The following is a 14,121-nucleotide window of genomic DNA, read 5'->3' on the forward strand; positions in this document are numbered from 1 at the left end:
AGGGCAGCGCCCATCTCAAAGACAGCCATCGGTCACACCTCCCATTCCTGAACGACTGACGGCGGCGGCCGAGGGCCACCGCGTGAAGCTCCGCCAGAATAGGGAACCGCGAGCACCCGCGCCAACCCTTTTTCTCCTGGCCCCCGGCCACAGTCAGGCCCGCTCAGGGCGGTGGCCCCGACCGAGGAGCAGTCGGGGCCACCGTCGAGTTCGGACGTTCCTAGCCGATGATCCGGCCCAGTTCGATGCGGTCGATGTTCGGGGCCCAGGCGCTCGCGTTCCCGAAGGTCACGCTGTTGGAGCCCTTCTTCAGGTCGACGGGGACGCCCAGCGTCCAGTAGTCGTCGACGCTCCAGGTGTTCTTGAACGTGACCTTCCGGGGCGCCGCGCTCCCCACCGTGATGTCCGCCGTGCGGGACATGATGTCCGTGTTGTAGGCGTGGCCGTTGTCGCGCCGGTCGTTGTGCGCGTAGTGGACGACCAGCAGGTATCGGCCGGACCTGGGGGCGTCCACCGTGAACTCGGCCGTGCTGGCGGCGCTGTTGCCGAGCATGCCTATGAAGGAACCGGCGGAGGCGTGGGCGGAGTCGACGAGCTTGGCCCCGCCCGCGAGGGTGGCCGAGGCGCCCTCGTAGGAGAGCGTGCCGGAGGTCGAGCCGTCGCCCGAGACGTCGAGGGAGCGTACGGCGGCGTTCTGGGCCGTCATCGCGACCCGGTTGTTGCCGGCGACCAGGTACAGCCGCAGCGGCCGGTCCGGCGCCGCCGACACCGTCTCGCCGTGCAGGGTGAGCCGTACCGGCGCCGAGGCGCGCGGTAGCACGGTGAAGTAGCCGTCGCGCGGGGCGTACACGTCGAAGACGGCCTTGTCGCCCTTGCGCAGGACGAGGGCGCCGGTGCCCACCCCGGCCGACGAGGAGTAGTCGTACGACGGCCTGCCGCTGATGTCGGCGAGGGTGGCCTCGTACGAGGCGGAGGGCTTGGCGGTACGGGTGGTCAGGTCGACGCGGTCGAGGGTGACTTCGGCGTCGCCCTTGGCCAGGGTCAGCGTGTGGGTGCCGGCCGGCAGGTCGAGGGTGACGTCCTTCTTGGCGCGGTAGGTCCAGTTCTCGGTGGACGGGTAGGTGACGGTGACCGGGTCGCCGCCGTCGACCGACAGCTTCTGCGTGGACGGGGCGCCGGACTGGTTGCCGTACAGGATCGCCAGGTCGTAGGTCCCGTCCTCGGGCACCGTCACGGTGAAGTCGACCTTGCTGGAGGCCTGGTTGAGCGAGCCGACGTCCTTCGTCCCGGAGGCCGCGTAGCCGTTGGCGTTGCTGACCGTGCCCTGGGTGTAGACCTGGCCGCCGGTGATGGCGGCGTTCTCGGCCTCGTACGAAGCCGACCACGGGACGGAGGCCGCGGTGGGGGTTCCGGTGCCGCCGGGGGTGAGGACGATCCGGTAGGCGGACATCTTGTGCAGGCCGCGCAGCGGGACGGTCACCGTGCCGTCGGCCGCCACCTTCACCTTCGTACGGGCGAGGACGCGCGGCGTCGCGTGCTGTCCCTCGTAGCCGGACCAGGCCGCCTCGGCGACGGTCGCGGTGACCGTACGGCCGAACACGGACCGGGGGACGTTCTGGACCACGACGTCGGAGTCGCCGGCGGAGCCGCCGAGCAGGACCTGGGCCTGGCGGCGCGAGGGGTCGAGGGAGGCGAGTCCCTGGAGGGTGTCGATGGTGTTGGCCTGCGGCGGGGTCACCTTGACGGTGTCACCGGTCATCCCGGCGTACCAACGGAACAGCCACCAGCCGCCGTTGGGGATGTTGGACCGGACGACGTTGCCGTCCATGTTGCCGGCGGCGTCCCAGTAGGCCTGGTTGGCGTACACCTTGTTCCGTTCGAACATCGAGACCCACTGCACGAGCTGTCCGGGCACGGACAGGTCGCGGCGGTTGGCGTACTCGTCGATGTTGATTTTCAGCGGTGCGATGCCCAACCGGCGTTCGATCGAGCGGTAGTTGTCGTAGTTGCCTTGGAAGTCGCGCAGTGAACCGGAGCTCAGTTCGTGCCAGGTCATCACCTGGGGCAGGACGTTCTCCCGCTTGGCGAAGGTGAGGAAGTCGGTCAGCAGGCGAGTGTGGTAGCCGGCTTCGTTGGGGCCGGCGATCCGCGCGTCGGGGTCGATCGCGCGGATGCGCTGGTAGACCGTCTTCCAGTCCTTGAAGAACCGGTCGCGGTTGGCCTCGTACTGCGCCTGGTCGGAGGTGCCGAGGTTGTACCAGATCTGGTCGGGCTCGTTGAACGGGATGTAGACGAAGCGCTCGCTGTTCGGGTCGGCCGACACCTCCTTGACGATCTTGTCGACCTTGGGGAGGTAGTCGTCGATGCCGAGGTCCTCGTAGGGCCACTTGGCGTAGATGTCCTGCATCATCACGTTGATCTCGCCGCCGCCGTTGCGGAAGAACGACTTGGAGACGGTGAGCGCGTCGCCGTTGGGGTGCTGGGCGCCGCCCTCCGGCTTCTGCGAGATGCTGGTGATCTTCAGGGGTTCCAGGGCGGCGTCGCTGGGCACGCCGTCGTCGCTGAGCCCGTACAGCGCGCCGTTGGCGCCGAGCATCACCGGGCCCTCGGAGGCGCCGAGATCGACGGTGAGCCGCTGGGGGTCTGCGGCTGCTGCCGCGGGCCCCGCGGCGGGGAGGGTGCCTGCCATGGCGGCGACTCCGAGTGCGGTGGTGACGAACAGTGTGTTGAGACGGGATCTTGTGCGGGTGGGGGTGATCACGCGGTTGGACCTCCGGTCACTTGACGGCTCCACTGGTGATTCCGGACACGATCTTTCGCTGGCCGACGAGGAACACGGCGACCATGGGCAGGCTCATCACCACGACGTACGCGAAGACGAGATGCCAGTTGTTGAGGTAGAGCTGGGCACTGGCGACCTTGTAGAGGTTCAGTGGCAAGGTCGCCCGCTCTCCGCCGCCGAGGACGAAGAAGGCGTAGAAGATGTCGCTCCAGGCGTAGAGCATCACCATGATCGTCGCGGTGGCGATCACGGGCCTGAGCAGCGGCAGGATGATCCGCAGGAAGATCCGCGCCGGGCGCGCCCCGTCGATCCGCGCGGCCTCCTCCAGCTCGAAGGGGATGGCGCGGATGAAGCCCGTCATGAAGAAGATCGACGTGGAGAGGTACATCCCGGTGTAGACGGCGATCATCCCGGGCCGGGTGTTGGAGAGCCCGAGCTGCCGCAGTTCCATCACGATGGTGATGACGGCGGGCGGCAGCAGCAGTCCGCTGATGCACAGCGCGTACGCGGCCGAGACCAGCTTGGACTTGCGGCGGGCGAAGACCCAGGCGGCGCCCGCGCCGAGAATCAGGACGAGGATCACCGAAGGCAGCACCACGAGCAGCGAGTTGACGAAGCCGCGCAGCATCTCGCCCTGGCCGACGGCGTCCGCGTAGTTGCTGCCAGCCTGCCAGTGCCGCGGCGGGTCGAGGTTCGGCTTGATGGCCTCCGCCTGCGGTTTGGCGGAGGTGACGGCGACCAGCCACAGCGGTACGCCCACGGCCAGGGCAGCGATGGCCACGATCAGAGTGGGGCGACCGATGCGCCACAGACGTGGGCCGACAGTTGGTAGGCTTATCGATGTGTTGCGCGAGAACCAAGCCAGCACATCAACCTCCCTTCTTTCGGGGACCGGGCTGGTTCCAACCCGGCTGGTGCTGATCGTGTGAGTCTCGGTCGCGCGTTGAGCGACAGAGCAGTGTGAGCCAGGAATCCTCCTCGCCCGCGAGGAGGAGGGTTCAAAGCAGTTGCTCCCTTCGACGCAAGCCGAAAACAAGCGGAATCGCCAAGGCCACCACGATGAGGAAGAGCACCAAACTCATCGTGGAGGCTTGGGCGTACAGCCCTTGTCCGAATACGCGGAACATGTAGATGTTGAAGACCTCCGTGGAGGCGGCGGGGCCGCCGCCGGTGGTGGCCTGCACGATGTCGAAGGTGTTCATCGAGCCGATCAGCGCCGTGGTGACGTTGAAGGTGACGGCTGGCGCGAGCATCGGCCAGCGCACCGACCAGAAGGTCCGCCAGGGCCCGGCGCCGTCGCACTTCGCGGCCTCCAGCATCTCGCCGGGGATGCCCTTGAGCCCGGCCAGGTAGATCAGCATGGCCAGGCCCATCCACTTCCAGCCGTGGATGAGGGTCACCAGGACCAGCGTCCAGGTGGTCGACCCCAGCCACGGAATGTCCGTGCCCAGGACGGAGTTGACGGCGCCGTCCTGGTCGAGGAGGGCCTGGAAGACGTAGCCGGTGGCGAGCGCGGAGATGAGCACGGGCAGGAAGAAGACGGCGCGGAAGAACCGGTTGAAGCGGGTGTCGGCCTCCAGCAGCAGGGCGAGCACGAGCCCGAAGCCGTTCTGGAACAGCGCGGCCAGCAGGGCGTACAGCAGGGTCGTACGGATCGCGCGCAGCAGGGAGCCGTCGTCGGCGATGGTCTTGAAGTTGTCGAGGCCGGTGAAGGCGATGTCCGCGTGGTACGAGGACCAGTTGGTGAACGGGTAGTAGAAGTTGAGCAGGTTCGGCACCAGGAAGAAGCCCGCGAAGACGACGATCGCCGGGAGCGCGAACCACCAGGGGTGGTGCACGGCGGCGCGCGGGAGCCGTCCCACCCGCCGGGGTTCGCCTGTCGTGGATGCCTGCTTGCGCGTACGTATGGCTGTGTCCGCCATCACAAAGCCCCGTGTCGTCTAGAAGCCGGGCGCGCCCTGGGCCTTGGCCACCTGCGCGAACTGGTCCTGGATCGCCTGGGCGACCTGCTGCGGGCTCTTCTTGCCGTAGAGCATGTCGGCGAGGTAGAGGTGTGTGTCCGGGGCGACGATCGCCTTGGCCTGGAAGACCCCGATGGCCTTGGGCAGGGCCGCGACCTGGTCCTTGGACGCCTGCGGGAGTCCGTCGGGGGTGGGCACGGACGGCTGCACGGACGGGATCTTCATCGCCTTGATGTAGTCGGCGTAGTCGGGGCCGAGCCAGAACGCCAGGAACTGCCGGGCGGCGTTCTGCCGTTTCTCGTCACCGGTCTTGAAGGCGACCACGCCGTTGGTCTGGTCGGGCGAGTACAGGCCGGTGGCCGAGGAGTTGGCGATCGGGAACCAGCCGATCTTCTTGTCGATCTCGGCCGTGGAGTACTTGGCCTGCAACTGGCTCTGGAAGGAGGTGACGTTGAGGACCATGCCGGCCTCGCCCTTCCAGAGGGAGTCGGCCTGCCCGGTAAAGGTGCCGGTCCTGTAGTTCTTCTGGGCGAGCCCGGCGTCGAGCAGCTTCTCCTTGTACTTCTTGATCGCGCCGACGACGACCGGGTCGGTCCACTTCTTCTTGTTCTGGTTCAGGTCGGCCCACCACTGCTTGTCGAGGTCGGTGAGCTGGACCTGCATCTGCCACTGCAGGGGCCACTGGTCGCCGCCGGCCTCGTAGAAGGCGGCCGCGTCGGTCTTGTCGGTGACGGTGCGGCCGAGGGCCAGCAGCTCGTCGTACGACTTCGGGAAGTCCTTCTCGGCCAGTCCCGCCTGCCGGAAGACGTCCTTGTTGTAGTAGACGCCGAGCATGGCGGGACTGGTGACGATCGCCGCGTACCGCTTGCCGTCGATGACGCCGAGGGACCGCTCGGTGGTGCCGAGCTTGGAGACCCACTCCTCCCCGTCGAGCGTGAGCAGGTTCTGCTGGGGCTGGATGAAGGGCAGTGTGGAGATGGACGGCTGCCAGAACATCAGGTCCGGCCGGTCGCCGGAGGCGAGTTTGGTCGGCACGTTCTGCTCGTAGAGGTCCGGGATCGCCTGGGTCTCCACCTCGGCGCCGGTGGCCTTCTCGAAGGCGTCGACGACCTGCTTCGGCGCGTTGACCGTGTTCTGCGCGGTCCACATGGTCAGCTTCACGCCCTCCAGCCGGGCGGTCGGGTCGACCGCCGACTGCTTGGCGTCCGTGCCGGAGTCGCCGGAGTCACCGGCGGAGGGGTCACTGCACGCCGTGGCGGCCAGGCCGACGGCGCATATCAGGGCCAGGACGGGGAGAGCTCTTGTCTTCATCACGTACCTCAAGTGCCTTTCGCGAACGGGTGGTTCAGGACGGCGGTATCGAGATCTCAGTCGCGGGCGGACGCGGGACCCGAGCTCTCCCGCACCACCAGCTCCGGTACGGACACGGGGTGCGGGGCGATCTGCGCGGACTCCTCCAGGACCCCGTGCAGCAGGGCGAACGCGGACCGGCCGAGGCCGGTGAAGTCCATGCGTACGGTCGTCAGTGACGGGGTCAGAAAGGCGGAGTGCGGGGCGTCGTCGAAACCGGCCACGCTGACCTCGCCGGGGACGGACCTGCCGGACTCGTGCAGGGCGCGCAGCACGCCGAGGGCGAGGTCGTCGTTGCCGCACAGGATCGCGGTGACGTCGGGGTCCTTCGCCAGTTTCAGGCCCGCCGCGTGGCCGCCGACCGGGCTCCAGCCGCCCTGCACGGGGCGGGGTTCGGGTGCTCCGGCCTCCTGCAGCGCCTGGCGCCAGCCGGTGGTGCGGGCGCTGGTGCGGCGGGTGCTGGAGGGGATGGCGACGTAGTGCACGGTGTCGTGGCCGAGGGAGAGCAGGTGGCGGGTCGCCTCGTAGGCGGCCTCGCGGTCGTCGGTCCACACCCAGGGGCGGTCGCCGGAGGGCGGGCTCGTGGGGGTCTCGACGACGCCGACGACCGGCAGTTCGGCGGGGACGGCGGCCAGGGCCCGTACCCCGGCCGGATCGTAGGCGATCACGATCAGTCCGCCGCCCGCGTCCGCGGCCCGCTGCACCTCGGCGGCGACGGCGGGCTCGTCCGCCGATTCGAGCACGCCGATCCCCACCGCGTAGGACGCGGCGCGGGCGGCCTCCTCGATGCCCTGGAGGATGGAGGCGTAACCGTAGTGGGTGGTGTTGGCGGTGAGCACGGTCACGGCCCTGCTGCGGCCGCTGGCCAGGGCGAGCGCGGTGGCGTTGCGCCGGAAGCCCAGCTCGTCGATGGCGGCGAGCACCCGCTCCCGGGTGGCCGGTTTGACGCTGGGGTGGCCGTTGATCACCCGGGAGACCGTCTGGTACGAGACCCCGGCTGCCGTCGCGACGTCCCGGATGCTCGGCGGGCGGCTTGTGTGACCGGTCACATTCATGCCAGGATTGTGACCGGTCACAATGCGGTCGTCAAGAGACCGTAACGATGGATTCACGCGACTGACGCAGACCGCCGCCGTGGAACGACTGGGGCGGGGTCAGGAGGGGAAACGCCTTGGCCGGTACGGCGGATGCGACGAGGAAGATCGCCAACCACCCGGAGGACACGTTCAGTTGGGGTCACTCGGCGCTCCGGGCCGAGTTCGCCACCGCCTCCGACGGGACCCTGCGGCTGGTCCGGCTGGCCCCTCCCGGCGACGCCGGGTCCGCCTGCGACCCGGAGGCCGCCCTCCCCCTCGTCGAGCTGACCGCCCTCGGCCACGGCAGCGGCTGGTCCGGCCCGCGCTTCACCGGCACGGCCTTCGGTACGCGCCTGCGACACCGCGACCACCGCAGCGGCAGCCGCGCCGACTGGGAGTGGCTGACGATCGAACTCCACGACCCGGCGACCGGGTTGACGGCGTTCGTCGAGCTGACGTCCCCGACCGGACTGCCGGTGCTCCGCTCCCGCGTCCGGCTGCGCAACGAGGGCACCGAGCCCCTGGTCGTGCAGTCCGTCAGCAGCCTGCTGCTCGGCGGCCTGCCCTCACCGGACGCGCTCGACGTGCACCGGGCGCGCAACGACTGGCTCGCCGAGTGCCGTTGGTACGCCGAACCGCTGCGCGCCACCGTCGCCGACATCAACGTCGACGCCCACCAGCACGACAGCCGGGCCGCCCTCGTCCTCACCGGGCGCGGCAGCTGGCCCACCGACGGGCACCTGGCGATGGGCGCGCTGACGGAGCGGGGCGGCGGCCGGACCTGGCTGTGGCAGACCGAGTCCCCGGCCGGCTGGCGCTGGGACCTGGGCGAACACGCCCGCGGCACGTATCTGGCGCTGAACGGCCCCACCGACGCGGAGCACCAGTGGCGGGTCCGGCTCGCGCCGGGTGAGGAGTTCACCACCGTGCCGGGGGTACTGGCCCTCGGTTCCGGGTTCGACGCGGCGATGGGCGCGCTGACCTCGTACCGCCGTGCCGTCCGCCGCCCGCACCCGGACCACACCACGCTTCCGGTCGTCTTCAACGACTACATGAACACGCTGATGGGCGACCCGACGACCGAGAAGCTGCTGCCGCTGATCGACGCGGCGGCAGAGGCCGGCGCGGAGTACTTCTGCGTCGACTCCGGCTGGTACGACGACGACACCCGGGGCTGGTGGGACAGCGTGGGCGAATGGCTGGCCTCGCCCCGCCGCTTTCCCGGCGGCGGGATCGGCACGGTCCTGGACCGGATCCGGGAACGCGGGATGGTGCCCGGCCTGTGGCTGGAGCCTGAGGTCGTCGGAGTGCGCAGCCCCGTCGCGACCGAGCTTCCGCCGGAGGCGTTCTTCCAGCGGGACGGCGTACGCCTCGCCGAACAGGGCCGCCACCAGCTCGACCTGCGGCACCCGGCCGCCCGCGCGCACCTCGACAAGACCGTGGACCGGATCGTCGGCGACTGGGGGGTGGGCTACCTCAAGCTGGACTACAACATCGTGGTCGATCCGGGAACCCTCGCTCCCGGCGACCTCGCACCGGGAGCCGGACTGCTCGGCCACGCCCAGGCCTACCTGGACTGGCTGTCCGACGTCCTGGACCGCCACCCCGGGCTGGTCGTCGAGAACTGTGCCTCGGGCGGCATGCGCATGGACGGCGCCACACTCGCCGTCGCCCAGCTCCAGTCCACCAGCGACCAGCAGGACCCGCTGCGCTACCCGGCGATCGCCGCGGCGGCACCGACTGCCGTCCCGCCCGAGCAGGGCGCCGTCTGGGCCTACCCGCAGCCCGAGTTCGACGACGACCTCATCGCCTTCACCCTGGGCGGCGCGCTGCTCGGGCGCATCCATCTGTCCGGCCATCTGGACCACATGTCGGCCCACCAGCTCGGGCTCGTGCGGGACGCCGTGGGGACGTACAAGACGATCCGCGGGGACCTCGCCCGAGCGGTGCCGTTCTGGCCGCTCGGTCTGCCGGGGTGGACGGACGAGTGGCTGGCTCTGGGACTGCGGGTGCCTGACGGCTGCTCGTACGTCTCGGTGTGGCGGCGAGGCGGGGAGCGCGAACTTCACCTGCCCGTACCGCACTTGGCCGGCCAGGAGGTCCGCGCGGACACCCTGCACCCGTCCACCGCTGCCGCCGACTCGGCGGTCTGGGACGGCGACGGACTGCGGGTGTCGCTGCCGCGTACGCCCGGGATTCTGCTCGTCCGGCTCACTTCGGGCGCGTAGGGGCGGGACGAATGCGCTGCCACGGCCTCCGGCGAGGCTCCCGCCCGCGGGGCCGCTGAGGTCGTGGCCGGGTGACCGCCGGTGTCTGCCCGGCGAGACGTCCACCGGGGCCGCGCGCGGCTGGGCCCGGAGGCCCGACCCTCGGTGCCGCCGCCGCCCGGATCCGCCACGCTCACCACCGCGTCCCGCCGGACACCGCCGGGCCGCTCGACGGCTCCCCAAAGCCGCCGCCCTCACGCCTTCGTGCAGCGGGCCCCGTTCAGGGTGAAGTCGTACGCCGGCGAGTTCTTGCCCTGCCAGGAGGCGAGGAAGCCGAAGGCGAGGCTGCCGTCCGCGGAGACCTTCTTGTTGTAGTCGGCGGCGGTGGCGGTGACTCGGGAGCTGTTCTGGGCGAAGCTCGCGTCCCACATCTGGCCGACCTTCTGGCCGTCCCGGAAGGACCAGGCGACGCTCCAGGAGTCGAGGGGGCGTTCGGTGGTGACCGTGATGGTGGCCTGGAAACCGTCGGGCCACTCGCTGACCAGGTCGTACCGGACACTGCAGGACGCCGGGGCGCTCTTGTCGGGGGCCGGTTCCGCGCCGCCGGAGGCGGTGGGGGCGGCCGTGCCCTGGGGCGTGGTCCCGGGGTTCTTCCCGGAGGACGCCCGGGCGGTACTCGGCGAGCCGGAGGCCGTCGGTTCCGGGGAGGCGGACACCCCCTCGCCGAGGGACGGGACCGACGGACGCGGGTCGGCCACCGGCTGGCGGTCGGCCGAGTCGCCGGGCGACGCGGTGGTGTTGTCGGTGCCGGCGCCCGGCGTCATCGAGACGGCGAGTGCCAGCAGGGAGACCAGAACGGCCGCGACGAGAAGGCCGCTGCGCACGACGCGCGCCTTGTGCGCGTCCGGGTTCGGCGGGCCGTCCTCGCTGTCCACCGGTGCCGGGCGCCCGGCACCGAGACGGACCTCGGCGGCCCGGCGGCGGCGCTCCAGGTAGGCGAGACCACCCCAGCCGATCACTCCGCCGGCGAGGGCCGCGGGCGTTCCGCCCCCCTCCAGCCGAAGGCAGGCGGCGGCCTCCGCGCACTCCACGCAGCGGGCGAGGTGCCGGGACAGGTCGTTCGGGGTGTCGGCGGCCGGCGAGCGGGTGACGGCGTCGAGGAGCCGCGCGTAGCTGCGACAGCGCGCGTCCATCGGCGAGTCGAGATGGTTGCGGTGGCAGCGGTCCCGGAACAGGCCGCGCACCTGCGTGAGTTCCTCCCCCACGACGGCCGGGTCGAGGCCGAGCCGGCGGGCCACCACGGTCAGCGGCAGCGCCTCCACCTCGGCCAGCCACAGCAGGGCCGCGTCCGGTTCCTGGAGGTCGCGCAGGCCGCGCAGCGCGAGCGGGCGCCGCAGCGGGGGGCCGGTGTAGCGGGCGGCCTTGTCGGAGTTGAGCCACAGGCGCAGTTCGGGGTCGAGCGTGTGGCCCTGTCCCTGGATCTCCCAGGCGGCCGCGGTGTTGCGTACGGCGGTCAGCAGCAGCGGGATCCTGGGCAGGCGGGCCGGGCGGCGGCCGGCGCTGCGGGCGGGGCCGGACTGCGCGTCGCGGGCCTCGCGCATACCGAGGGAGAACGCCTCCGTGGCCAGTTGGGTGGCCGCGGTGGAGCCGGACGTGCACAGGTCCGCGTAGGAGAGCACGGCATCCCAGCACTCTGAGAACAGCGCGGCCTCGGCGGCGTCCTGAGGAGTCGGCAGGTCGGGCATGGGTCTCCTGCGTATACGTGCGAGGTCAACTCGCCATATTGGCAAAGGAGTTGGGGGGAACCTCGCGGCAGAGAACGAGTTTTTCACGCCTCCCACACAACTGACAAGCGCCCTGTTCAAATGTCATGACAGGACAGCCGCACCCTACAACTCCTGCCTGTTGTACGGATGCGACCGCCGTGCGACTCAACTAGACCGTCGCCGATTCCTCCGCCGGAAGACTGTCCATGAAGGAACTGACGGAGAACACCGCGCGACCGGGCCCGGGCGGGCCGTAGCCGGGGGGCGAGGACAGGCCGAAGTCGTCCATGGTGGCGCGGTAGGCCTCCAGGAGACGGATGTGGTACTCCAGCGGCGCGCCCTGCGGGTTGGCCTTGCCGAGCGGGGTCGTCGGCTCGGGACACCAGGTGGTGAAGCGGGGCGTGATGCCGTGCGACATGAAGAAGCGCAGGCCCTCGGTGGTGGAGGCGATCGCCTCGTCGACCGTGGTGAAGCCGAAGGGCTCGGCCATCTCCACGCCCGCCACGAAGTTTGGGATCACGTTGCGGGCGCCGAAGATCTCCGCCGAGTCGAGGATGCGCTTGTGCCACTCGTCGCGGCCGACGTAGCGCTCCTTGCCCGGGCAGTACAGCTCGAACAGGCGGCGGTCCCACACCTCGTAGTTGGGGTGGTAGATCTGCACGCCGTAGTCCTTGAACCGCTGCACGTCGTCGCGCGGCAGCGCCTGGGCCACGACCTTGCCGATCCAGCGTCCGGGGAAGCGCTCCTCGATGGCCTTGGCGTAGTGGCCGTAGAAGTCGGCCTCGTCGCGCCCGGCGACCGTCTTGGTGATCGCGCCACCCGTGAGCGTGTAGGCGGTGGACACCTTCGCGGTGTCGTACCGGTCGATGATCTCCAGGGCTTCGAGGACCTCCTCGACGTCCTTCACTCCGGTGTACGGCCGGCCCGCCGCCTTGTGCTGGCGCCAGTTGTGGTTGATGTCGCAGTACTGGCACTCCTCCTTGGCGCCGAAGTACTGGCAGACCCGGAAGACGGTGAGGTAGATCAGGTAGCCCCACTGGATGGTCGGGGCGACCTCCATCACCGACTTCCCGCTCGCGAGCGTGTGCCGGTAGTACTCCGGCATCGGCGGCACACCGACGTCGGAGATCCGCTTCCCGTCGAGGTAGAGCCCGAGCACACCGTCGTCGTCGGCCGCGACCCGGTACAGCGAGGACGGGTTGACCCGCACGGACACCACGGTCCGCCGCAGGTCGTACGGCCCGCCCGTGAGGATGATCTCCTCCGGCGGGCGCCGGAGCGCGGCCTCGCCGAGTTCCGGCAGGGTGCCGTGGTCGAAGGAGAAGATGAAGTACGACTTCGGCTTGACCTCGCCACCCTCGTTGTCGCTCAGGGCCGATGGATCGAACGCCACCCCGCCCCGGAGCAGATCCTCCTTGAAGACGGCTTCCCGCGGTACGTGCGGGAACCGCTCCATCAGATCCTCGACCAGTGCGGTACGGCTGCCCATCCCGTGTCTCCTCCCGGATCGGACGTAACGACTCCTCACGGTATGCGCTCGTCCTCGCGGGAGCCGTGCCGGGGCCCCCGCGTCGAGCGATACACCCCGGTTCGGGATGGTTCGCCGAGGCCTGCCTGGACGCCGGCCGCGCTCCGCTCGGCGACCTGGCTGCAGAAACCGTTCTCCACCGAGGGTGGCGGCAATGAGAAGGTCAACCAAACGCACCCTCCGAAAGGGACGACGGAAATGGCCGAAACGGTCACCAACTGGGCGGGCAACATCACGTTCCTCGCCAAGGAGCTGCACCGCCCGCACTCGCTCATCGCGCTCGGCGCCCTCGTGGCCGGCAGTGCGAACGTGCGGGTGCTGGGCAGCGGGCACTCCTTCAACGAGATCGCCGAGCCGGGCCCGGGCGGGGTGCTGCTGTCGCTGGCCGCGCTGCCGACCGAGGTCGACGTCGACTCGGCGGCCCGGACGGTACGCGTCGGCGGCGGCGTCCGGTACGCGGAGCTGGCCCGCCACGTCCATGCCCACGGGATGGCGTTGCCCAACATGGCCTCTCTGCCGCACATCTCGGTGGCCGGCTCGGTGGCGACCGGCACCCACGGCTCGGGGGTCGGCAACGGCCCGCTCGCCTCGGCCGTGCGTGAGGTGGAGATCGTCACGGCGGACGGGTCGACGGTCGTCATCGGGCGGGGGGACGAGCGGTTCGGTGGTGCGGTGACATCCCTGGGCGCCCTCGGAGTCGTCACCGCGCTCACTCTCGACCTGGAGCCCTCCTTCGAGGTCGAGCAGCATGTGTTCACCGAGCTGCCGCTCGACGGGCTGGACTTCGAGACGGTGGCGGCGACGGCGTACAGCGTGAGTCTCTTCACCGACTGGCGTGAGCCCGGCTTCCGGCAGGTGTGGCTGAAGCGGCGCACCGACCAGCCGCTGCCCGACTTCCCGTGGGCCGCGCCCGCCACCGAGAAGATGCACCCGGTGCCGGGGATGCCGGCCGTCAACTGCACGGAACAGTTCGGGGTGGCAGGGCCCTGGCACGAGCGGCTGCCGCACTTCCGGGCCGAGTTCACGCCGAGCAGTGGCAGCGAGTTGCAGTCGGAGTACCTGCTGCCGCGCCGGTACGCCCGGGACGCATTGTATGCAATCGACAGTATTCGGCATGCGGTCGCCGGTGTACTGCAGACCTGCGAAGTGCGGACCGTCGCCGCCGACGAGCAGTGGCTGAGTCCCGCCTACGGCCGGGACACCGTGGCCCTGCACTTCACCTGGATCGAGGACACCGCCGCGGTACTGCCGGTCGTACGGCGACTGGAGGCGGCGCTGGACACCTTCGACGCGCGACCGCACTGGGGGAAGGTCTTCACCGCCCCGGCGGCGGCACTGCGGGGCCGGTATCCGCGGCTCGGCGACTTCCGGGAGCTGGCACGGACGCTCGATCCCGAGGCAAAATTCGCCAACGCCTTCGTGCGGGACGTACTCGCCGACTGACTTTATAA

9 protein-coding genes are annotated in these 14,121 nt (G+C 70.2%); 2 read left to right on the forward strand and 7 right to left on the reverse strand.

The window, feature by feature from the left end:
* Window positions 1-220: 220 nt before the first annotated feature.
* The 5 genes from ACFWWR_RS02865 to ACFWWR_RS02885 form a co-directional block, all read right to left on the reverse strand.
* A complete protein-coding gene (locus ACFWWR_RS02865; protein ID WP_384301892.1) occupies window positions 221-2,689 on the reverse strand; it encodes a CBM35 domain-containing protein in 2,469 nt (822 codons plus the stop codon).
* An 88-nt stretch (window positions 2,690-2,777) separates the two neighbouring features.
* Window positions 2,778-3,563, reverse strand: a complete 786-nt coding sequence (locus tag ACFWWR_RS02870) for a carbohydrate ABC transporter permease (protein WP_383856964.1) — start codon at window positions 3,561-3,563, stop codon at window positions 2,778-2,780.
* Window positions 3,564-3,780: 217 nt separating this feature from the next.
* Complete coding sequence (locus tag ACFWWR_RS02875; RefSeq protein ID WP_383856967.1) at window positions 3,781-4,704, reverse strand: carbohydrate ABC transporter permease; 924 nt, start codon at window positions 4,702-4,704, stop codon at window positions 3,781-3,783.
* An 18-nt stretch (window positions 4,705-4,722) separates the two neighbouring features.
* Window positions 4,723-6,054 (reverse strand): ABC transporter substrate-binding protein, encoded by a 1,332-nt coding sequence (locus tag ACFWWR_RS02880; protein WP_384301607.1) that lies wholly within the window; start codon window positions 6,052-6,054, stop codon window positions 4,723-4,725.
* 56 nt (window positions 6,055-6,110) lie between these two features.
* Window positions 6,111-7,148: a LacI family DNA-binding transcriptional regulator gene (locus ACFWWR_RS02885; protein ID WP_383856973.1), complete on the reverse strand. Its 1,038-nt coding sequence runs from the start codon at window positions 7,146-7,148 to the stop codon at window positions 6,111-6,113.
* Between the two features lie 116 nt (window positions 7,149-7,264).
* On the opposite strand from ACFWWR_RS02885, the gene ACFWWR_RS02890 reads away from it, so the two are divergent.
* Window positions 7,265-9,397, forward strand: coding sequence for an alpha-galactosidase (locus tag ACFWWR_RS02890; RefSeq protein WP_383856976.1), 2,133 nt, complete (start codon window positions 7,265-7,267; stop codon window positions 9,395-9,397).
* Window positions 9,398-9,630: 233 nt separating this feature from the next.
* Here the strand turns inward: ACFWWR_RS02890 and ACFWWR_RS02895 are convergent, their stop codons facing one another.
* Window positions 9,631-11,121, reverse strand: a complete 1,491-nt coding sequence (locus ACFWWR_RS02895; RefSeq protein WP_383856979.1) for a cellulose binding domain-containing protein — start codon at window positions 11,119-11,121, stop codon at window positions 9,631-9,633.
* 190 nt (window positions 11,122-11,311) lie between these two features.
* Window positions 11,312-12,631 carry a radical SAM protein gene (locus ACFWWR_RS02900; RefSeq protein ID WP_384301609.1) on the reverse strand — a complete coding sequence of 440 codons (1,320 nt, stop codon included), beginning with the start codon at window positions 12,629-12,631 and terminating at the stop codon, window positions 11,312-11,314.
* Window positions 12,632-12,868: 237 nt separating this feature from the next.
* On the opposite strand from ACFWWR_RS02900, the gene ACFWWR_RS02905 reads away from it, so the two are divergent.
* On the forward strand, window positions 12,869-14,113 hold the full coding sequence (locus tag ACFWWR_RS02905) for a D-arabinono-1,4-lactone oxidase (protein WP_384301611.1): 1,245 nt from the start codon (window positions 12,869-12,871) through the stop codon (window positions 14,111-14,113).
* Window positions 14,114-14,121 lie beyond the last annotated feature (8 nt).

This window comes from Streptomyces sp. NPDC058678 (genome assembly GCF_042714835.1).
Classification (GTDB): domain Bacteria; phylum Actinomycetota; class Actinomycetes; order Streptomycetales; family Streptomycetaceae; genus Streptomyces.

Coding starts and splice junctions, on each gene's coding strand:
- ACFWWR_RS02885 (WP_383856973.1), bottom strand. CDS start 7,148: ATGAATGTGACCGGTCACACAAGCCGCCCGCCGAGCATCCGGGACGTC.
- ACFWWR_RS02865 (WP_384301892.1), bottom strand. CDS start 2,689: ATGGCAGGCACCCTCCCCGCCGCGGGGCCCGCGGCAGCAGCCGCAGAC.
- ACFWWR_RS02895 (WP_383856979.1), bottom strand. CDS start 11,121: ATGCCCGACCTGCCGACTCCTCAGGACGCCGCCGAGGCCGCGCTGTTC.
- ACFWWR_RS02905 (WP_384301611.1), top strand. CDS start 12,869: ATGGCCGAAACGGTCACCAACTGGGCGGGCAACATCACGTTCCTCGCC.
- ACFWWR_RS02875 (WP_383856967.1), bottom strand. CDS start 4,704: ATGGCGGACACAGCCATACGTACGCGCAAGCAGGCATCCACGACAGGC.
- ACFWWR_RS02880 (WP_384301607.1), bottom strand. CDS start 6,054: ATGAAGACAAGAGCTCTCCCCGTCCTGGCCCTGATATGCGCCGTCGGC.
- ACFWWR_RS02900 (WP_384301609.1), bottom strand. CDS start 12,631: ATGGGCAGCCGTACCGCACTGGTCGAGGATCTGATGGAGCGGTTCCCG.